General features: G+C 61.1%; 14 protein-coding genes and 1 tRNA gene. 2 read left to right on the top strand and 13 right to left on the bottom strand.

The window, feature by feature from the left end; translation table 11 throughout:
* Positions 1 to 20 precede the first annotated feature (20 nt).
* The 13 genes from HQL98_12365 to HQL98_12305 all read right to left on the bottom strand — a co-directional run bounded on the left by HQL98_12365 (position 21) and on the right by HQL98_12305 (position 18,883).
* Positions 21 to 4,181: a hypothetical protein gene (locus HQL98_12365; GenBank protein ID MBF0272842.1), complete on the bottom strand. Its 4,161-nt coding sequence runs from the start codon at positions 4,179 to 4,181 to the stop codon at positions 21 to 23.
* A gap of 30 nt (positions 4,182 to 4,211) precedes the next feature.
* Positions 4,212 to 5,195: a M23 family metallopeptidase gene (locus HQL98_12360; GenBank protein MBF0272841.1), complete on the bottom strand. Its 984-nt coding sequence runs from the start codon at positions 5,193 to 5,195 to the stop codon at positions 4,212 to 4,214.
* Between the two features lie 204 nt (positions 5,196 to 5,399).
* Positions 5,400 to 6,242, bottom strand: a complete 843-nt coding sequence (locus tag HQL98_12355; protein MBF0272840.1) for a hemerythrin domain-containing protein — start codon at positions 6,240 to 6,242, stop codon at positions 5,400 to 5,402.
* Positions 6,243 to 6,409: 167 nt separating this feature from the next.
* Positions 6,410 to 6,757, bottom strand: coding sequence for a translation initiation factor Sui1 (locus tag HQL98_12350; protein MBF0272839.1), 348 nt, complete (start codon positions 6,755 to 6,757; stop codon positions 6,410 to 6,412).
* A gap of 28 nt (positions 6,758 to 6,785) precedes the next feature.
* Positions 6,786 to 7,367, bottom strand: a complete 582-nt coding sequence (locus HQL98_12345) for a nitroreductase family protein (protein MBF0272838.1) — start codon at positions 7,365 to 7,367, stop codon at positions 6,786 to 6,788.
* 138 nt (positions 7,368 to 7,505) lie between these two features.
* The gene (locus HQL98_12340; protein MBF0272837.1) at positions 7,506 to 8,618 is read right to left on the bottom strand and encodes a hypothetical protein; all 1,113 of its coding nucleotides are present in this window, start codon (positions 8,616 to 8,618) and stop codon (positions 7,506 to 7,508) included.
* Between the two features lie 209 nt (positions 8,619 to 8,827).
* Positions 8,828 to 9,118: a hypothetical protein gene (locus HQL98_12335; protein ID MBF0272836.1), complete on the bottom strand. Its 291-nt coding sequence runs from the start codon at positions 9,116 to 9,118 to the stop codon at positions 8,828 to 8,830.
* A 264-nt stretch (positions 9,119 to 9,382) separates the two neighbouring features.
* Entirely contained in the window at positions 9,383 to 9,631 is a 249-nt protein-coding gene (locus HQL98_12330; GenBank protein ID MBF0272835.1) for a hypothetical protein, read from the bottom strand.
* Positions 9,632 to 9,829: 198 nt separating this feature from the next.
* Positions 9,830 to 9,917: transfer RNA gene (locus HQL98_12325), tRNA-Ser, on the bottom strand.
* Between the two features lie 143 nt (positions 9,918 to 10,060).
* Complete coding sequence (gene serS / locus HQL98_12320; GenBank protein ID MBF0272834.1) at positions 10,061 to 11,344, bottom strand: serine--tRNA ligase; 1,284 nt, start codon at positions 11,342 to 11,344, stop codon at positions 10,061 to 10,063.
* A 3-nt stretch (positions 11,345 to 11,347) separates the two neighbouring features.
* Positions 11,348 to 14,104, bottom strand: a complete 2,757-nt coding sequence (gene gyrA, locus HQL98_12315) for a DNA gyrase subunit A (GenBank protein ID MBF0272833.1) — start codon at positions 14,102 to 14,104, stop codon at positions 11,348 to 11,350.
* A 66-nt stretch (positions 14,105 to 14,170) separates the two neighbouring features.
* Complete coding sequence (locus HQL98_12310) at positions 14,171 to 15,361, bottom strand: cation:proton antiporter (GenBank protein ID MBF0272832.1); 1,191 nt, start codon at positions 15,359 to 15,361, stop codon at positions 14,171 to 14,173.
* Positions 15,362 to 15,427: 66 nt separating this feature from the next.
* Positions 15,428 to 18,883, bottom strand: a complete 3,456-nt coding sequence (locus HQL98_12305; protein ID MBF0272831.1) for a pyruvate carboxylase — start codon at positions 18,881 to 18,883, stop codon at positions 15,428 to 15,430.
* Positions 18,884 to 19,079: 196 nt separating this feature from the next.
* Here HQL98_12305 and purB point away from each other — a divergent pair, with 196 nt between their 5' ends.
* The gene (gene purB / locus HQL98_12300; GenBank protein ID MBF0272830.1) at positions 19,080 to 20,447 is read left to right on the top strand and encodes an adenylosuccinate lyase; all 1,368 of its coding nucleotides are present in this window, start codon (positions 19,080 to 19,082) and stop codon (positions 20,445 to 20,447) included.
* A 161-nt stretch (positions 20,448 to 20,608) separates the two neighbouring features.
* A partial coding sequence (locus tag HQL98_12295) for a hypothetical protein (protein MBF0272829.1) occupies positions 20,609 to 20,705 on the top strand: 97 nt, incomplete at its 3' end.

Genomic DNA, 20,705 nt, shown 5'->3' with positions numbered 1-20,705 from the left:
GGGTGATTATACACCCTGGATTACTTCACGTCATCCGGAATTGTCCCTGCTGGTGTTGGGGGGATGGTGTCGGGTTTCACCTTGGGACGCCACAGGCCATCGCGGCTCAGACAGTTCCAGCCCCAGCGGATCCAGCCCAGCAGGGCCGCGGCCAGCCACAACGACCACAACAGCATCAGCAGTCGATAGGCGAACAGGGGCAGGGAGATCACCTGCATGGCGGGCCACTCGGGACCGATCCGATCCTGGAACCATTGCAGCATCCGGGGGGTGGATAAATTGCCAGTCACCTGCATATCCGGAAAGCCCAGCAGACCATGCCGGAAAATCTCTTCCAGAGCGGCCACTGCCGCCACGGTCCAAAGCAGCAGAAAAATCTGCCGTGCGTTGAAGCGGCCACGGCTGGCGCTTTCCGGATGGGCGCCGCGCCATCCCATGAGCAGAAACCATCCCACCAGGATCATGGCGGGCAAGGTATTCACGGTACTCAATCCCAGTCCCAGCACGCCCCAGTGACGGGTTTTGAGGGGCAGCCAGGGAATCCGTCCCAGCCCCACGGCCACCAGTAAAATGACCACCAGCGCCCCCCAGTACAGCACCGCCGGTCCCATGGTGGGCCCTTGCACCCACAGGATCCAGCGATCCGGAGGCAGGGTGATCCGGGAGGTGGCGTTCACCCCCTCCATGCCCAGGTCGGGCCGGGGCATGGCCAGTCGCCAGTTCATGCCTTCGGATTGTCGCCAGCTCAGACGCACCTCGCGGGTGCCGGGAGCCACCGGCAGGATGATCTGGCGTCCGTCCTGACGCAAAGACTCCTCCCGACCGGCGATGTGGGCGGACAGCAATCGGGCCGATTCCGGCAACCGTATCCCATGCTGACCCCCATGACTGGCCTGCATGGTCATGGTCAAAGTGACATCCGTGGTGCGTTCACCGGGGGTGATGGACAGATCCGACCGTTCCAGGGTGAGGGTCGGACCCTCCACCCCCTGGGGCCGAATGATCCGGATGCGGGCCTCCTCACCGGGCCAGGGACGCCATTCCGGTTGATGACCGCCGGATTCGTCGGTCATGGCGGTGACCGGGATGCCCTCCAGGCTCACATGCCATAAAGGCGCGGCCCTTAACTGCCAGATTTCGTGCCACAGGGTCTCTTTCGGGGCGGTCAGAGTCAGAAGTTCCCGGCTTTCCAGGGTGGAACGCCAGTGGATGTGCTGCTGTTCGGGCGCGAGGCGCACCTGGGCTTTGCCCTCCGCCACCCGGATGCCCTGGGTGGTGATGGACTCTCCGGCCAGCAGGGGGAGTGCCAATCCCACCGCGCTCTCCCCGCGGGTCACCCGACGCACCTGGGTTTCCACCTCCCAGGTGAGACCCAGGGTGATGCGCCGTTCCACCTCCAGAAACGGAGGCAGGGAGACCACATCCGGCCAACTCTCCCGGGACTCCCCGACACCGGGTGTGTCGGAGTGGATGCGGCGCAACTGCAAGGTGGAGTCGATGGTGCCGTTGTCGTGGATTCCTTCCACCTTCCAGCTTTGGCTTTCGGCCACCGCCAGACGTGGCCCCAGGGGCAAGGAGAGCTGGACATTCTCCCGGGTCGGCAGCGGACCTTCCAGCATCACCGCGTGAATGCCTGCTGGAATCACCATCCAAAGGGTGCCGGGATGGTCCGCCGGTTGATCGAGACGTTTGAGATCCACCGCAGGCTTGCCGTCCAGCCACACTTCCGCCGGGAGCCAGTGTCCCGACTGACCCGGCAAGGGGATGGCGACTTCATTTTGGGCGTGCATTTCCAGATGCAGTCGCAGCCGTTCCGTATCCGCCTCCAGACGCAGACGGTTCAGATTGGCGCAGGCGGGCAGACAGTCCGGAGGCTCCAGCAGCCGGTTGCTCAAGGTGTCGAGCATTTTTTGGTCCGGGATCTCCCCGGCCCAGCCACTCCCCGTCAGCCCGAGAAGCAGCAGCATAACGGAGGCGGTCACACCGGTCTGTTTTCCCGGCCGTCGGATGGCGGCCATCTCCAGCATCCGTACCACCAGGGCCAAAGCCAACAGGATCCGGGCCAGAATCACCAGCCGGTTTGCCCAGGGGGGCAGCAGATACAGACGCCACTCCTGATCCCGCGTCACCGGACCGTTCCAGTGCAATGAGACCGTATGCCATTGCCATTGGGGAATACCTGGACCGGTTTGGGCCACGGCTTTGGGATCCAGTCCGGTCAGCCTGGGCCGAGGCGGCGGGGGTGGGGCGTCGGGCCTGCCGGCGCTGGAGGTTTGGGCTTTTTTGGCCTTGTTTCCGGAGTGGTCTTCATTCCGGGCCTGTTCCCTGGCTGGCGGAGGAACGGCGGCTGGAGCCGGCGCCTGCATGGCCTCTTTCGCCATCATGGGCGTTGCCACCGCCGCACGCCGCACCCCCATGGATCCACCGGGGGCAGACAGCAGGATGCCACTTTCCATTTCCAGTTGGGGATGGATCCCCTGGCGGGCTTGATCGATGAGAAACGGCAACAGGGTGGCCGCCAGCGTCAGCAGGGAGATCAGCCGCCAGGTGCCCAGCAGCCGTGCGGGCCATCCTTTTGCCGGCACCACCCGCAGCGCCGCCACGGCCCCCATGATCGCCAGCAGGCTCCAGGCCAGCGCGGGTTGTTCCGGATGGATCAATCCCATGGCCATCAGGGCCACCCCACCCCAGAGCCTGCCCCACAACCGTCCGGTGGCCAGAGCCACCACCAGGGTCAGGAAGAAGTCCAGCAAGGTCCATTGGCCGATCCAGGTTGCGTCGGCCCGGTCCACCCCCCTGGCGTGCAGCAGACGCCATCCCGGGGGGAGATGGGCCGTGGCGGAGACCTTCTGGAAATCCTGATTCCAACCGGTGGCCGGAATCACCCCGGTATTCAGGGGCAGACGGCTTTCCGCGCTGACTTTCACCTGTTTTTCCCGGAGTTCCACGCCGCTCAGGGCCGAACCGGGCAGGTGGGTGATGAATTGATTCTCCCCGTCGATCAGCACCCGTCCCAGGTTCATGGGGGGATTCATCTCCAGACGCCAGGAACCCATGCCGGTTCCCTGGATCTGATCCTGGATGGTCCACCCCGCTCCGGAGAAATCCAGCCACAAGGTACGGGTCAGGTTCAGACGTTCGGTGATCGGATCACTCTCGCCCCGTTTTTTTTCCACCAGTTGCATCCGGTCTCCGGGGCGCATCCGATAGGCCGGATGGTTGTGCCACTCCTGGGGCAATCCGGTTTGACGGGGATCCACCGCATCCACGCCTCCCACCGTCACCATGCGCATGCGGGGATTGGCCGCGAAGGCCCAGGCCTCCTCTTCGGGCCAGGGGGAGGGGGGAGACTTGGGACGTTCGATGGTGGTGACCGGTCCGGGAAGGCGTTGCTCCAGGATGATGGGCCATACCCCGGCCTTGACCTGAATTTTTATCCCTCCATCCGGCTCGATCCGGATCGGCAGCGGGGCGTTCACGTCGGTGGGAATCCACTCCGCGCCCAGGGATGGACCCAGCAGGATTTCACGCTGCTTGCCCGAAACCCGTAGTTCGATGCGGGTCTCCAGGGTCACCGGCACGCCGTCGCGCAACAGACGTTGCACCGACATCTCCAGTCGGTCTTCATCCCGTTTGGTCTGGTTTTTGGGGTGCAGCCACAATCGGCCTTCGTTGTCCGGGGCGGCAAAAGGAATCCCCCGGCCTTCCACGCTCAGGGTGATCAGACCCACCTCTCCAGGCACCTTCAGGAATTCGGGCAGGGTGGCATAACGCCACTCGCCGCTTACGGCATGGCTGCCGGCACTCAACCATACCCCCGGAATCCCCTCTTGCACCGTCACGATGGCGGGTTTGTCGTTCACCTTCACCTCCCGGGGCCACCGTTCCCCATCGCCGGGCAAAGGCAGCCAGACATGGCCCACCACACGCGCCTGCAATCCGAAACGGCCTTGATTCTTCTCCAGCGTCAGGGACAACCGGGAAGACCAACTGCACCAGCGGGAGGAGGCGTTGTCGTGGGCCATGGGACACAGGTTCTGCTCGTGGCCGTGCAGCACCCAGTTGACCCAGGGCTTCAGAGGCTCCGGGAGCTGTTCGGTGGTCACCGCCGCCTCTCCCTGGCCGGTCATCAGGAGTGGGATCAGAGCCAGCACAAGCGCCATTTTAGAAAGGAGGGTCATATACCAAGGCTCCCTGCAAGCGGTCGGGTGTCAAGGGATGTCCAGATGACGGGTGATCTGCACCAGAGGTTTGGCCTCACCCGGTCGTGTCAACGTATAAGAGCCGGTGTAGCGCCCCGGGGGCCAGGAGTCCAGTGTTGGCGGACGCGGCTTGCCGAGGTAACGCATGACCCGCGCCCGATTGCGTTCGTGTCGGGTTTCGTGTCGGGCCAGAATGGATCCGGATGGGGCCGTCAGTTCCATGGTCTCCTGATCCCCGACGCGGGCGCCGAACAGGTTGACCCAGAAGATCAATTTTTCCGCCCGACCCTCCAGGGTTTCGGTTGGGGGATCCGCGACCCGCAGATCATCCGGAACCGTGGCGGAAAATCCCGCGGACAACTCCCCCGCCGGGCGATAGGTCAAGTGTTGCAAGGCGGCGGCGTTCCACAGCGGATGTGCTTCCCCTTGCGGATCGTCGGGATCCTCAGCCGCGAAGGGATCCAGGAATTGGCCGTTCCGACGCACCTCGAAATGGACATGGGGAAATTGCGCCATTCCCGACTGTCCGATCCATCCCAGGGGGTCTCCGGCCCGGACCCGTTGTCCGGGAGTCACCCTGACGCTCCCCTGGCGCAGATGCGCGTATTGACTCTCCCACCCGTTACCGTGATCGATCACCACGCCGTTGCCTGCCAGTCGCTGACCGATGGACTCCTGGTCGATACGGCCCGAGGCGGGACCATCCGGCATGCCATCCCGGATCGCCTTGACCCGTCCATCCGCCGCCGCGATCACCGCCACCCCCTGGCGCATCTGTGTCAGGGTTTGCACCCGGAAGTCCACACCCCGGTGACCGTCGTAGGTGAGGGATCCTTGATGATAATCCACCGCGCCCGGGCCCGGATCATGGTCCGGATAATTCTGGATCCAGCACCGCTCTCCCATGACGCATTGGACCGGCAGCCCGAATGCCATGGATCCGCCGTCGCTCCAGGCGAGGGGGATCCCTGCCGCGAGCAGCAGCCATGGCATGATGACAAACCATGTGGACAGTCGCAGCGCAGGCGTGGATGCGGTTCTCATAGGCATTTTTGACACCGGGGGGTGGTTGGATCGGGGAAGAGTAACACGAAATCCCGGGGTGTGGGAAAATTGTTTTTGGGGCGGGGCGGTCGGGACGGTCTTGGGGAAAGACCGTCCGGTAGCGCGGCGAGCGGTGCGGCACGGTTGGGTTGTTTACGGATCGGAAAGGGGAGGAGCGTCCATGGCCACCAGCGGGAAACCCTGGCGGGTCCATTCCTGGATGCCGCCCACCAGTTCACAGGTCTTCAAGTCGTGCTGCTGCATGATCTCCAGGGCAATGGCCGCTCGGGGACCGGAACGACAGATCAGGACATACCAATGATCGGGATTGAACTGCTCCGGGGAGAAGGTGGCCTCGAAGGAGCGTCGGAAGGGTTCCGTATCTTGGCGGTCGATGAGATTGTGATCACAGGGGTAGAGGCGGGAACCGGAGATGATGCCTTCCCGATGTTCCGTTTCGGTGCGCAGATCCAACAGCACCACTTCCGGGGGGGCCATGTCGATGATCCGCTGCAATTGCGCGGCGGAAATCATTTCGTTGAACAGGGCTTTTTCGAGGATATCCCGGTTTTCCGCCCACTGGAAACAGCCCCGATATTTCCGGTCGTTGCGGTTGATGTGGTTGCGCAGCCAATCCAGCAGAAACGTTTCCAGGTGGGCGATGGAACCGGAGCGCCGCAGCGCCACATCCTCCCGGAGACGGTCCAGATGCTGGATCAACTGGTTGTGCTGGATGATATGTTCGTCCAGGTGGCTGTAGGCGTATTGGCGCATGAGCGCCTCTTCGGCCTGGAAATGCTCCTGGGTGTATTTGTCCAGGCGGGGAAACAGGAGATCCACCTGATCCCATTCGTCTTCAAACGGCTCCCGTTGCTGGAAACGCTGGGCAAGACGATCCAACTCGATCACATAAAAGAGCAGTCGTTGGTGATCGTTGTTGAAACGCTCAACCCCGACATCCACGATGGTCCAGTCAGTCATGGGATGGTCAGTCATGGGATGGTTCGTCACGGTTTGAAGTCGATAGGTGGCCTGTGAGATCAAGAGTATTGCGACCATGAAACGGTGCGCCATTCTCCGGGAGGCGACACGCACCCCCTTGAATGGATAGCCAAAGTTGCGGCCAAAGTCACGGGCAAATCCACATCGCGGGTTTGTCTTTTTTAGCCTCCGACCCGTTTGACCACCCAACCCCGTTGGTTCAACGGCCCGATGATCTTGGTCACGTGATCCCCTTGCAATTCAATCACCCCTTCTTTCACCGTACCTCCGGTCCCGCACAAGGTTCGGAGTGTTTTTCCCAGTTGCTCCAGGGATCCGGAATCCAGCGCAACCCCTCGAATCACCGTCACGCTTTTGCCGTTGCGGCCTTTGGTCTCTCTGGAAACCCGCACGGTGCCGTCGGATGCCACGGGCAATCCCTTCCGATGGCACGCGCATCCGGCGAGGGGTTGATGACAATCGGGACACATCCTGCCTTGTTCGGTTGAATAAACCACGCTGTCGGCCATGTTTTTTCCGGATTTCAATGCCAGTTCTTTACAGAGGGGTTCCCCAGGCGCCGTCGAAGGCGATGGCCTCCAGGGGTTTGCGTTGTCTGGGGGCTGTTTCCCGTTCGCGCAACGTGGCATCCAGCAGCTCCGGGGATCCGGGATAACCCAAGGCCAGGACCGTGACCGGTTCAAAGAGGTCATCCAGGGCATACAGGCGGCGCACCGCATCGGGATCGTATCCCGCCATCTGATGCACGGCCAATCCCATGGCCGTGGCCTGGGCGGTCAATTGGGCATTGGCCGCGCCAACGTCGTGCCAGGCCCAACGGTTGGGTTTGCCATTGTGATCGTGCCGTGTGTAGGCCAGAGAGATCATGAGTACAGGGGCATTCCGGGCCCAGAGGCGGTTGGCCTCCACCAGACAGCTCAACAATCGGTTGAACCCCGCTTCATCGTCCCGAAAGGCCACAAGATAACGCCATGGCTGGGTGTTGTAGCAGGATGGTGCCCAACGGGCGGCTTCCAGCAGTAGCTTTACGGTTTCCCGTTCCACCCGACGGGGATCGAAGGCGCGTGGAGACCAACGCAGGCGGATCAGTTCATGGAGAGCGGGATCGGGTGTGGTCATGGGGGCGCTCCTGTTAAGAGGATAGGTGTTTTTGATGGTGCTTGGGAGGTCGATGCATGCATCATTTCAGTAAAGGCCCGAATGGCGTCCAAGTAAAGGGTTTGCCCCCCGGATCAAAATCGCTACGGGGGGCAAGGGTCAAGGGTGTTGTGATTGGCGTTTACGGCCCAGCCATCCCACCTGTCCCAGAAACAGCAGCAGTGTGATGCCCACCAGATGGATTCCCCAGGAGGCCCCAACCACGATGGCCACGCCGCCCAACCAGAAGGCGCCGACCCGCAGCAGGGCAAACCGGCCCAGGAGTTGTTGTGCCTGGTCACGTTGGGGCGTGGCCAAGCCGGGCCACCACCACATGGGCAACAGATGCGACAACGCCCCGGTGACCAAGGGAAACAGAAACAGCGTCAGGAAAAGAGGCAGGATCACATGCCCCTGTTGCCACAGGGCGCTGCCCAGCGAAAACCAGAAGCCGAACAGCCCGCCCAGCAGGGATGCCGCCGCGCCATGGGTCCGCAGGATGGGGATGACATGGCCATATATCGGAAGCAAAAGACGGATCAGCACCCATCCCCACGCCACCAGCCCCAATCCGCTCAATCCCGGCCAGAAGGTGGCGCCGCCAGTCATCAGCGCGACACCAAGCAGCGCATATTTCAAATCGAGCTGTAACCGCTGACCGGCCATGGGATCGGCGTAACCACCCACGGTGGGCAACAATACCTGAAGGGTACCGATCGCGGTCAGGCCGACAAAACCCAACAGGTTGAGATGGCGGTGCGTGCTGCGCAAGAGCTGCCAGTGTTCCGGCCAGGCCAGGGTGGCCAGAATGGACATCAATCCCAGCATCAAACAGACCAACGCCGCTTGATACCAAAGCAGGCCCGGATGTGGTGATCCCAAAGAGCGGGCGGCCCGATGACGCATCCATCCCAATGTCACCCCGGCGCTCAGCCAAGCCAGGGGGGCGGCCACGCCCACCAGCCACCATTCCTGCAAGATCGCCATACATCCCAGGATTCCTGCCATCATGGCCAGCAGGGGCAGCCGATTGACCCACACGGGAATGGATCCACTCCGGGTCAGGACCGGGGTGAAATAGATCATGACGGACAGGATCAGAGGCAATCCTCCCACGGCCAGCAGCAGATGGACCGGTACCGCTATCGGCCAGGAACCCTGCCAGCCGAGGATGCCCAGGAACGCCAGCAGGGCTGTGACACCAAACCGGGCCGGAGATGCGGAAGGTTTCATAGGGGTTTCAATGCGCGACTCTTTAACAGAAGCGACGCCGTGTTGACGGGCTGCCAGGAGAGATCGTTTCAGATCAAGAATGAGGATGTTTGTTTTGGTTTACAAGGCGTGACCACCTTTGAGCGGGTGGTTTGGGTTTGCCGTCCTTTCAACGGCTTGCCACTGGTTTCAGCTTGTGGTCAGCGATGACATTCAACCGATTGTGACGGTTATTTGGCCGGTTTGCCGGTTTTGGCGGCTTCAACGCACTGCTTGACGAAATCGTCAGCGGCCGGACCGGTCAATTTCATTTCTGCAACCGACTTTTTGCACGCTTCGGCAGGGTTGACACAGAGCTTGATGAACTCATCGGCGGCGGCACCGGTCAATTTCATTTCGGTGGCGGTCTTTTTGCAGGCTTCGGCGGCTTTGTTATCCACTCCACCACTACAGCCAGCAAGGGCCATGCCCGCGAACAGAGAAACGACAACGGCGGAAATATTTTTCATTTCAGACTTCATGATCATGCTCCATTTGTTATAGGTTGACTGCATATGATAGTGTAATCAAACAGAAGAATCCGTCTTCATCGTCGGCTGTGTCATGGCGCGTATCTTTAAATTCCCACCATGTGGCATTATCTGGCATTGTCTGGGGTTGTGCAACCCCTTTCTGTATCGGCCTGGTGTGACACGGGCGTGTATTGATCCGGCCTGGATCGGATAACGGCGGATGGTGAGAGCGTTTTTTTGTCTTGTTTCTGATGCGGTTTTCTTGAATCTTCTTCAAAAGGCCGTTTTCTGGCGTCCCCAGAGGCCGAAAGGGCTGTTTTGCCAACACCGTACTGTCTGGTCTGGATTTGTTGAAAGTTGCACCCATTGTGTGTCGTTGCGATCCGATTCTTTGGGAGAGGATTGATGTGTGTGAATATTTTGATACACCGCATCCTGTGTGCGCACATTCGTGACAAGATTCGTCTTGTCGGTTCCCTCCAAAGATGCAACGGCCAGTCTGGCAGAAGCCAGCATGTCCATCGGGTACCCCCTTCGGGGCACGTCATCCAGCGCAAACGAGAACGCATGGCCATCATTCGGTTTGCAGGATTCAGCGTTCCTGCTCCTCGCGGGCGGCGTTAAGCAGGGGGCTGTTCAGGAGTGGGGTTCGTTGTAAAGGGGGGGTAACGATGAGGGGTGACAGTTTGTTGCGAATCTGTCAAATGGATGCAAAGAAATTGGCGGAAGGGGTGGGATTTGAACCCACGGATGGTCGCCCATCGACGGTTTTCAAGACCGTTGCATTCAACCGCTCTGCCACCCTTCCAGACAAAATCGTCTACCGGTTTGATTTTAGCGAATGGGGCAGATGATGGCAAGTCTTGACTCGTCCCCGCCAGAAGGCGTCAATCGCTTCTGGCGGGGGAGGGGAAAGGGGAGTGACAAGCCTTCCGGGGATGGAGCAGGGGATCAGGCGGATGGGGGTTTGATGATCGCCTGACCGCCCATGTAGGGACGCAGGGCGTCGGGGATCACCACGCTGCCGTCGGCCTGGACAAAATTTTCCAGCACCGCCACCAAGGCCCGACCCACGGCCACGCCGGAACCATTCAAGGTGTGTACCGGTTCCACCGCCTTGCCGGCGGTGCGCCGCAGACGGGATTTCATGCGTCGGGCCTGGAAATCCAACGTGTTGGAACACGAGGAAATTTCCCGATAGCGGCCCTGACCCGGCAGCCACACCTCCAGATCATAGGTTTTGGCGGAGGCGAATCCCAGATCCCCGGTACACAAGGCCACGGTACGGAATGGGAGTTCCAACCGTTTCAACACCTCTTCGGCGTGCCGGGTCAGGCTTTCCAAAGCGGCCATGCTCTCTTCGGGACGGGTGATCCACACCAGTTCCACCTTGTCGAACTGGTGCTGGCGGATCAATCCCCGGGTGTCCCGGCCCGCCGCTCCGGCCTCGCGGCGGAAACAGGCGGTCCAGGCGGTCCACTTCAAGGGCAGACGGGCCTCGTCCACGATCTGTCCCCGCACGAGGTTGGTCAAGGGCACCTCGGCGGTGGGAATCAGGTAAAACGGATCGTCCCGCAGACAAAACAGATCCTCTTCAAATTTGGGCAACTGCCCGGTGCCGAACAGGCTCTCCTTGTTGGCCAGAAACGGCGGCAGAATCTCTTCGTAACCGTGTTCCCGGGTGTGCAGATCCAGCATGAAACCGGTCAAGGCCCGCACCAGCCGCGCCCCGTCTCCCCGGAAAAAGGTGAACCGCGCCCCCACGGTCTCCGCCGCGCTGGCAAAATCCAAAATCCCCAGCCGCTCACCGATGTCCCAATGGTTTTCGGTGACGGGACCGCCGGAAAATCCTTCCGGCCAGGAACGCACCACCACGTTGCCGCTTTCGTCCGGACCTTCGGGCACGCTTTCGTCCGGCAGATTGGGCAGACGGGTCAGTTCGGTTTGCAACTCCTCGTCCTTGACGCGCAACGCCGCTTCGGTCTCTTTGAGGCGGGGGCCCAGTTGCCCCATCTCTTCCAGCAAAGCCGAGGCGTCTTCGCCATTGGCCTTCATCCGGCCAACAGCGCGGGAAATTTCATTGCGGCGGGCTTGCAGGCGTTCGGTTTCCGTGCGCAAGGCCCGCTGCGCCGCCTCCAGGGCGAAAAAAGCCGTGAGATCATGGCGTCCCCCCCGGCTTTTCAAGCGTGAGTCCACCCATTCGGGCCGTTCGCGAATCGTTTTCAGATCCAGCATGGTCTATTGGCTCCCTTCGTCTTGTTCCGTCAGCTCGTTTTCTTCGCCCCCGTCCTCCTCGTCTCCCGGAGCGTTGGACTCCTCTTCGGACTCGGCGATGCGGGCCACGGAAACCACCCGCTCTCCGCTATTGGAGACATCCAGCACCTTCACCCCCTGGGCGTTGCGACCCGTCAGCCGCACGGTTTCCACCGGCGTGCGCAACACCGTGCCTTGATTCGTGATCACCATGATCTGATCGCTGGGCGTGATCACCAGACTGGCCACCACCGGCCCGTTGCGTTCGTTGATCAGCATGCCGATCACCCCCTGGGTGCCCCGTCCCTTGGTGGGGAACTTGTCCACTTCGGTCCGTTTGCCGAAACCGTTTTCCGTCATGGCCAGGATCTGGCAATCCGCGTCGGTGTTCAGCACGTTGAGGGCGATCACCCGGTCTTCGCCCTTCAGGCGCATGCCCCGCACGCCCCGGGCCACCCGACCCATCAGGCGCACCTGACCGGTGCGGAATCGCACCGCCTTGCCGGAACTCGAATACAACAGAATGCGACCCGGTCGGGCATCCGTTTCTTCGATTTCATCTTCCAGGGCCGTATCGCTCTCCGGAGTGATGCCGGGTTCTTCTTCTCCGTTGCCTTCGACTGTTTCGGCGACCACTTCGGTTTCCAGATCCTCGGGCAGCACCGGCAGCAAGGCCACGCCCACCAGATCGTCTCCGTCTTGCAGATCCACCGCCCGGATGCCGTTGGCGCGTATGTTGATGTAGGCCGAAAGCGCGGTTTTCTTGATCAATCCCTTGGCCGTGGCGAACAGCAGATGCCAGTTGTCCCACTGGTCCGCCGCCACCGGGGCCGGCAGAATCTGGGCCAGTTTTTCCCCCGCCTCCAGGGCCAGCAGATTGATGATGGGCCGTCCACGGGCCGCTCGGCTGGCCTGGGGAATTTCGTAGACCTTCAGACGGAACACCCGCCCCTTGTCGGTGAAACACAAAATCGTGTCATGGGTGGAGGCCACGAACAACTGAGAAATGAAATCCTCATCCTTCATGCCCGTGGCACTTTTGCCCTTGCCTCCCCGGCGCTGACTGCGGTAATCCACCGTAGGTTGACGCTTGACATAACCCGCGTGGCTCACCGTGACCACCATCTCTTCTTCGGCGATCAGGTCTTCGGCGCAGAATTCTCCTTCTTCTTCGACGATTTCCGTGCGGCGCGCATTGGCGAACATCTCCTTGATGCGCAGCAACTCCTCCTTGATGACCGTCAGCAATGCTTCGTCCGAGGCCAAAATGGCGTTGAGCCGACCGATTTCCGTCAAGGTCTCTCCGAACTCCTGATGGATCTTGTCTTGTTCCAGACCGGTCAGACGGTGCAGACGCATATCCAGAATGGCCTGGGCCTGATCCGGCGACAACCGGTAACCCCCTTCCACAAACTGGGGCGAAGCGGTCATGCCCGCATCCAAAGCGCGGGTCAGCATCGCTTCCACCGGTCCCCGGTCCCACAGTTCCGCCACCAGTTGCTCCTTGGCGACCACCGGATTGGGAGCGTTGCGGATCACGGCGATGATGCGGTCGATGTTGGCCAGGGCCACGGACAGCCCTTCCAGGATGTGGCTGCGGGACTGGGCCTTGCGCAGTTCGAACAGGGTGCGACGGGTCACCACCTGACGCCGGTGGTCGATGAAACATTCCAGGATGCGTTTCAGGCTCAAGGTCTGGGGCTGTCCATCCACCAGGGCCACGGCGTTGACCCCGAAGGTGGTCTGCATGGCGGTGTGCTTGTAGAGTTGATTCAACAGCACTTCCGCGTTGACATCCCGTTTGGTCTCGATCACCACCCGCATCCCCTGGCGGTCGGATTCGTCCCGCAGATCGGAGATGCCTTCGATTTTCTTGTCCCGCACCAAATCGGCGATGGCCTCCACCAGACGGGCCTTGTTCACCTGGAAGGGGAGTTCGTCGATGATGATCGCTTCCCGCCCGTCTTTTTTGGTTTCGATATGGGTTTTGGCCCGCAGCACCACCGAACCGCGTCCGGTTTCGTAGGCGCTGACGATTCCGGCCCGGCCCCGGATCGAAGCCCCGGTGGGAAAGTCGGGACCGGGCACATGGGCCATCAGTCCCCGGTTGGTCAGCAGGGGATTGTCCATCAGGGCGCAGGTGGCATCCACGATCTCTCCCAGGTTGTGGGGCGGGATGTTGGTGGCCATGCCCACGGCGATTCCCGATGAACCGCTGACCAGCAGATTGGGAAATTTGCAAGGCAGAATGCGGGGTTCCACCAGGGATCCGTCGTAGTTGGGTCCGAAATCGACGGTTTCCTTGTCGATATCCGCCAGCAACTCCCCGGCCAGTCGGGTCATGCGCACTTCGGTGTAACGCATGGCGGCGGGAGAGTCCCCGTCCACGGAGCCGAAGTTGCCCTGGCCATCCACCAGGGGATGACGCATGGAAAAATCCTGGGCCATGCGCACGATGGTGTCATAGACCGCCACATCCCCGTGGGGATGGTATTTGCCGATGACATCACCGACCACGCGGGCCGATTTCTTGTAGGCCCGGTTCCACTCGTTGCCCAGTTCGCTCATGGCGAACAGGACGCGACGATGGACCGGTTTGAGACCGTCGCGCACGTCGGGCAGAGCGCGTCCCACGATGACGCTCATGGCGTAATCGAGGTAGGAGCGGCGCATTTCGTCTTCGAGATTGACAGGAACCCGTTTGGAGCTGTTGGGATCCACGGTGGGGTGTTCGATTTCCATGATACCCGAGAGGAGCCTGAAAGAAAGAAGAGGGGTAAACAGAGCAATTCTACCGCTTCAGGTTTGCTACCGCAACCTCGGGCCGCCGGACTGGGCATTGTTTTCCCCGGCGCGGATCAAGGCGACGCGGGTCATGATGGGGCCGACCAGTTCAAAAACCATCACGCCGGAGATCACCACCGGCAGCAGCAGATCGGTCAGATCCGGAAAGCGTTGCACGGCGATGAAGGTCATGCTCATGGCGACTCCCGCCTGGGGCAGCAGGGCCGGACCGAGCCAACGGCGGGTGAGGGGCGGGGATTGACTCAAGGTGGCCCCCAGCCAGGCACCGCTCACCTCGCCGAGCATGCGACAGCCCAGATACAGGCCGCTGATCAGACCGATATCCAGCAGGCTTTTGGGTTTGAGATTGGCTCCGGCCAGCAGGAAAAACAAAATCAGAAAAGGCCATAGAAACCGTTCGATGATCAGGAAGGGTTTCCAGGGGCGCTGCGAGCTGTTGACCGTGACGCTGCCCATGATCATCACCGCCAGGAAAAACGAGGTGTGCAGACGGGTGGCCAGGGCACCGCACAAGATGAGCAGCCCCAGGGTGCCGGCCAGCAGGGTGTCGGGACGGTGGGTGTGGTCGCTGATGAAGGCCAGCAGGCGTCCCAGAATGGCGCCGATGGCCACGGCTCCCCCCAACTCCCAGATCACCTCCACCACCGAGCGGGGGAGTGCCGTGGCATGGAACAGGGCCGCCACGGAGAGGGCGATGGTGAACAATACAAAGCCCAGGGCGTCGTTGGTGGCGATCACCCCCATCAGGATGCGGGTGAAGGGGCCGTCGGCCCGCAGTTCGTGGATCACATCCGTGGGGGCCACGGGATCGGTGGTCAGGCAGATGGTGGCCAGCAGGATCGCGGCGGACAAAGGCACACCGATCCAGAGCATGCCCATGAACATCAGACAGCCGGAGACGGTGAGAATCGTCAAGGAGATGGTCAGCACCGTATGGCCATAGCGTTGCAGGCCATTCAGGGTGATCCGTCCTCCCAGCAAAAAGCCCACCATGCACAAGGTGGCCTGGGCCACCACCACCAGCCACTCCTGCTGCTGGGTGGAGACCAGACCGGACATGGTGGGGCCAAGCAGCATGCCGGTCAAAAGCAGCAGGGTGACCCGAGGCAGAATGATGCGACGCGCCAGGGCGTCGGCGGCGAAACCGATCAAAAACAGGGCGCTCAAGGTCAACAAGACGCTGTTGTCGCTCATCCTGCGGCTCCCTGGCGCCCGATTCTGTACCCGATCCTTAGGTTTTGTTGCAATGGAGAGGGGATCTTAAGGTGTGGTCACCAGGGTGATCAGCAGATCCTTGGTCTCCACATGGTCTCCGGTCTGGACATGGATCTCCGCCACGGTGCCATCCTGGGTGGCGCAGATGGCGGTTTCCATTTTCATGGCCTCCAAGGAGAGCAGACGATCCCCACGGGCCACCTTTTGTCCCTTGATGACCGCGATGGCGCCCACGGCGCCGGGAATGGGAGCCCCCACCTGATTGGGATCTCCGTCCTTGGCCTTGGGGGTGGCGCGTTTCTGGCCGGTCTGGGAGCGGTTTTGGATCTGGATCGAACGGGGCTGGCCATTGACTTCAAAAAAGACCTTGACCATGCCATCCGCGTCCGGCTCGGAGGTGGTGATGAAGTGGATGATCAACGCCTTGCCCGGTTCGGACTCCACCAGGATCTCCTGACCCGGTTCCATGCCGTAGAAGAAGACATGGGAAGGCAGACGGCTCACATCCCCATAGGTCTGGCAGTGGCGCATGAAATCACTGAATACCTGGGGATACATGAGATGCGAAGCCACCTGGGCATCGCTCACCAGACCGCCGGTCAGGCGGGAAATTTTCTGGCGTTGGGCCTCCAGATCGGTATCCGGCAGGATCGCGCCGGGACGGACGGTCAAGGGTTCTTGATTTTTCAGCACCTTGCGTTGCAGGGCTTCCGGGAAGCCTCCCGGCGGCTGACCCAGATCCCCACGGAAATACTGCACCACCGACTCGGGGAAGGCGATCTCTTTTTCCGGATTGAGCACATCCTCCCGGGTCAATTGGCTGGTGACCATCATCAAGGCCATATCCCCGACCACCTTGGAGCTGGGGGTCACCTTGGGGATGTCGCCGAACATTTCGTTGACCCAGGCATAGGCGTGGGCCACCTGATCCCAATGGGCGTCGATGCCCAGGGAACGGGCCTGCTGGCGCAGATTGGTGAACTGTCCACCGGGCATTTCGTGGAGGTAGACCTCCGAGGCTCCCGCGTATTGCAGGCTCTCGAAGGCGGCGTAGTGGCGACGCACCTGCTCCCAATAGGTGGAAATGGCGCGAATCGATTCGATGTCGAGTCCGGTGTCGTGGGGGGTGTTGCGCAGCGCCTCCACGATGGAACCGAGACTCGGCTGGGAGGTGGCGCCGCTCATGGCGTCCATGGCCGCGTCCACCGCGTCCACCCCGGCCTCGATGGCCGACAGGACGCTGGCCGCCGAAATGCCGCTGGTGTCGTGGGTGTGGAAATGGATCGGCAGGCCAATTTCTTCTTTCAGGGCTTTCACCAGCACCCGGGCCGCATTGGGCTTGAGCAGTCCGGCCATGTCCTTGATGCCGAGAATGTGGGCGCCGGCGGCTTCCAGTTCCTTGGCCATGTTGACATAGTATTTCAAGGAGTACTTGGCCCGCTTGGGGTCCATGATGTCCCCGGTGTAGCAGATGGCCGCTTCGCACAGTTTGTCTTCGGCGATGACCGCGTCCATGGCCACCCGCATGTTTTCCACCCAGTTGAGGGAGTCGAACACCCGGAAGAGATCCACCCCCCGGCCTGCGGCCTGCTTGATGAAAAAGCGCACCACGTTGTCCGGATAGTTGGTGTAGCCCACGCCGTTGGCCGAGCGCAGCAGCATTTGCAACAGCAGATTGGGCATCTGCTCACGCAGATCGTGGAGGCGTTCCCAGGGGCATTCCTTGAGAAAACGCATGGTTACATCAAAGGTGGCGCCTCCCCAGCACTCCACCGAAAACAAGGAGGGCAGCAGCCGGGCATAGGCCGGCGCCACCGCCAGCAGATCATGGGTGCGCAGGCGGGTGGCCAAAAGCGACTGGTGGGCGTCGCGCATGGTGGTATCGGTGATCAGGGTGCGTTTTTGATCCAGCATCCATTGGGAGAATTTTTTTGGGCCCAATTCATCCAGCAGATCCCGGGTGCCGAAGGCCAGGTCGGATTTGCTGTCGTGTTTCGGGATGGTGGGCTTGACGTGGCTGTCGGGCTTGGGCAACCCTTTGGTTTCCGGATTGCCGTTGACCACCACATCGGCGATGTACTGCAACAGATGGGCGTGAATGTCCTTGCGGGCCGGGGTGTTGAGCAGCGACGGGGTCTGGTCGATGAAGGTGGTGACATAATCCCCGGTACGGAATTTTTCGTGGCGCACCACCCGGCTCAAAAAGCCGAGATTGGTTTTCAGGCCGACGATGCGGTATTCCTGCAAGGCCCGGTCCATGCGTTGGATGGCCGCGTCGGAGGTGGCGGCCCGGGCGGTGATCTTGACCAGCAGCGAGTCGTAGAACGGCGTGATGCGTGCGCCGCTGTAGGCGGTGCCCGCGTCCAAACGGATGCCGAAGCCGGCGGCACTGCGGTAGTCGGAGATGCGGCCATAGTCCGGGGTGAAGTTGTTTTCCGGATCCTCGGTGGTGACCCGGCATTGCAGCGCGTGGCCCTGGAGGAAAATATTCTCCTGGCGGGGCAGTCCGGGGGAGCCGAGGGCGTGGCCCTGGGCCACCAGGATTTGGGCTTGCACCAGATCGATGCCCGTCACCTCCTCGGTGACGGTATGCTCCACCTGAATGCGGGGATTGACTTCGATGAAATAGAATTTTCCCGTATCCACATCCTGGAGAAATTCCACCGTGCCCGCGTTGCGGTACTGGACCGCCCGGGCGAGGCGCAGGGCATGGTCGCACAGTTCGGTCCGCTGGGCGTCGTTGAGGTAGAGGGCGGGGGCGCGTTCCACCACCTTTTGGTTGCGGCGTTGCACGGTGCAGTCCCGCTCGAACAGATGCACCAGATTGCCGTGTTGATCCCCCAGGATCTGCACTTCCACGTGCCGGGCGCGTCGCACTAGTTTTTCCAGATAGACCGCGCCGTTGCCGAAGGCCGACGCCGCTTCGCGGCTGGCGGTCTGGACCTGTTCGAGCAGTTGATCCGGGTGTTCGATCACCCGCATGCCCCGTCCGCCGCCGCCCCAGATCGCCTTGAGCATCACGGGAAAGCCGATCTCATGGGCCATGGCGCGGATTTGCGCCGGGTCGTCGGGGAGGGTAGCGGTGGCGGGCATGACGGGCACACCCGCCTCCACGGCGATCTTGCGGGCCTGAACCTTGTCTCCGAGTTGACGCATGGCTTCCGGGGTGGGGCCGATGAAGACGATGCCCGCCTGGCGGCAGGCTTCGGCGAAGTCGGGATTTTCGGAGAGAAACCCGTATCCCGGATGGATCGCGTCCACCTTGACCTCCTGGGCGATGCGCAGGATATCGGCGATATCCAGGTAGGCGGCGATGGGACGTTTGCCTGCCCCCACTTGATAGCTTTCATCCGCTTTGTAGCGATGCAGGGAGTAGCTGTCCTCCTTGGCGTAGATCGCCACCGTGGCGATATTCATTTCCGCAGCGGCCCGGATAATGCGAATGGCGATTTCGCCTCGATTGGCGATCAAAAGGCGTCTGAAAGGTTTTGCGTCGATCATGGGCGTCTTTCCTTGGAGAAGCGGTCGAGGTACGGCTATTTACAGGTTAAACGGATTTTCCGTGGTCGCCAAGTGTGCAAGCGGAGATATAAGGCAATTTTTTTCTGGCGTGGGTTTTGTTTTTTTTTGATCCCGGTTACTATGGCACAGTTGGCCTTCATCTCCCGATCAATCACGTTTTTGGAACGGCATGGCAATGGATCTGACCCCGCTGACCGCACTTTCTCCTTTGGATGGACGTTATGCCCGACAGATGGCGTCGTTGCGTCCGGTTTTTTCCGAGTTTGGCCTGATCTACCGGCGTGTCCAGGTGGAGTTGGGCTGGCTTTCGGCCCTGGCGGCGGAGGCGGCCATTCCGGAAGTTCCCCCTTTCTCCCCGGAAGTCGAAGAGCGGCTCGTGGCGCTGATGACCAGTTTTTCGGAAGCAGATGCCCGCCGCATCAAGGAAATCGAACGCACCACCAACCACGATGTCAAGGCGGTGGAGTATTTCCTCAAGGAGCGGCTGGGAGGGGTGGTGTCGGAAACGGTGCTGGAATTCATCCATTTCGCCTGCACCTCCGAAGACATCAACAATCTGTCCCATGGTCTGGCCCTGGCCGAATCCAAGGAACGGGTGTTGATCCCGGCCATGGAACGGGTGATCGCGGAGATTGCCGCCCTGGCTGCCCGTTATCGGGATCTGCCCATGCTCGCCCGTACCCATGGACAACCCGCCTCCCCCACCACCCTGGGCAAGGAGATGGCCAATGTGGCCCATCGGCTGCGCATTCAACTCGACGGACTGCGACGGGTCGAGGTGCCGGGGAAGATCAATGGGGCGGTGGGCAATTTCAACGCCCATGTGATCGCCTATCCCGAGGTGGATTGGGTCGCGTTGGCCAGACGGTTCGTGACCGGTTTGGGCCTCACCTATCAGCCCCTCACCACCCAGATCGAACCCCATGACGGGGTGGCGGAATTCTTCCACGCGGTGATGCGATTCAACACCGTATTGTTGGATTTTGATCGGGACATTTGGTCCTACGTCAGTCTGGGTTATTTCCGTCAGAAACTGCGGGACGGAGAAGTGGGATCCTCCACCATGCCCCACAAGGTCAATCCCATCGATTTTGAAAATTCCGAGGGCAATCTGGGACTGGCCAACGCCATGCTCGATCATCTGGCGGCCAAACTGCCCCTCTCCCGGATGCAGCGGGATTTGACGGATTCCACGGTATTGCGCAACGTCGGTGTGGGACTGGGATATGCCCTGCTGGGGTATGACTCCGCCTTGAAGGGCATCGGCAAGCTGGAGGCGGATTCGGTGCGTCTGGCCGCGGACCTCGACCAGACCTGGGAGGTGCTGGCCGAACCGATCCAGACCGTGATGCGTCGTTATGGCCTGGAAAAACCATACGAAAAACTCAAAGCCCTGACCCGCGGACGGGGCATCACCCGGGAGGGGATTCACGCTTTCATCCAGACTTTGGACATTCCCGAGGAGGCCAAGGCCCGTCTCCTGGCCTTGACCCCGGCCCGTTATATCGGCTTGGCGACCCGTTTGTGCGATGAGGGGGAATGATTCTGTCATATTGCATTGCGGCAACTTGACCGCTCCCCTTTTTTCTCCCATGATTCGGATTGGCAGATATGTGTTGGGATCGCAGCCGTTCAAATACCACGGATTCAGGGTGGATGTGATTCAGTTTTCTTTCCTTTCTACACCGTTTCAGGAGGCTTTCTATGCAGATCGGTATTCCCAGAGAGATCTATCCGGGAGAAAGACGGGTGGCGGCCAGCCCGGATTCCGTCAAGCAGTTCATCAAGCTCGGTTTTACCG

The organism is Magnetococcales bacterium (assembly GCA_015231755.1).
Lineage (GTDB): Bacteria > Pseudomonadota > Magnetococcia > Magnetococcales > Magnetaquicoccaceae > Magnetaquiglobus.
The sequence above is the reverse complement of the archived record's forward strand: the minus strand, read 5'-3'. Positions and strand labels throughout refer to the sequence as shown.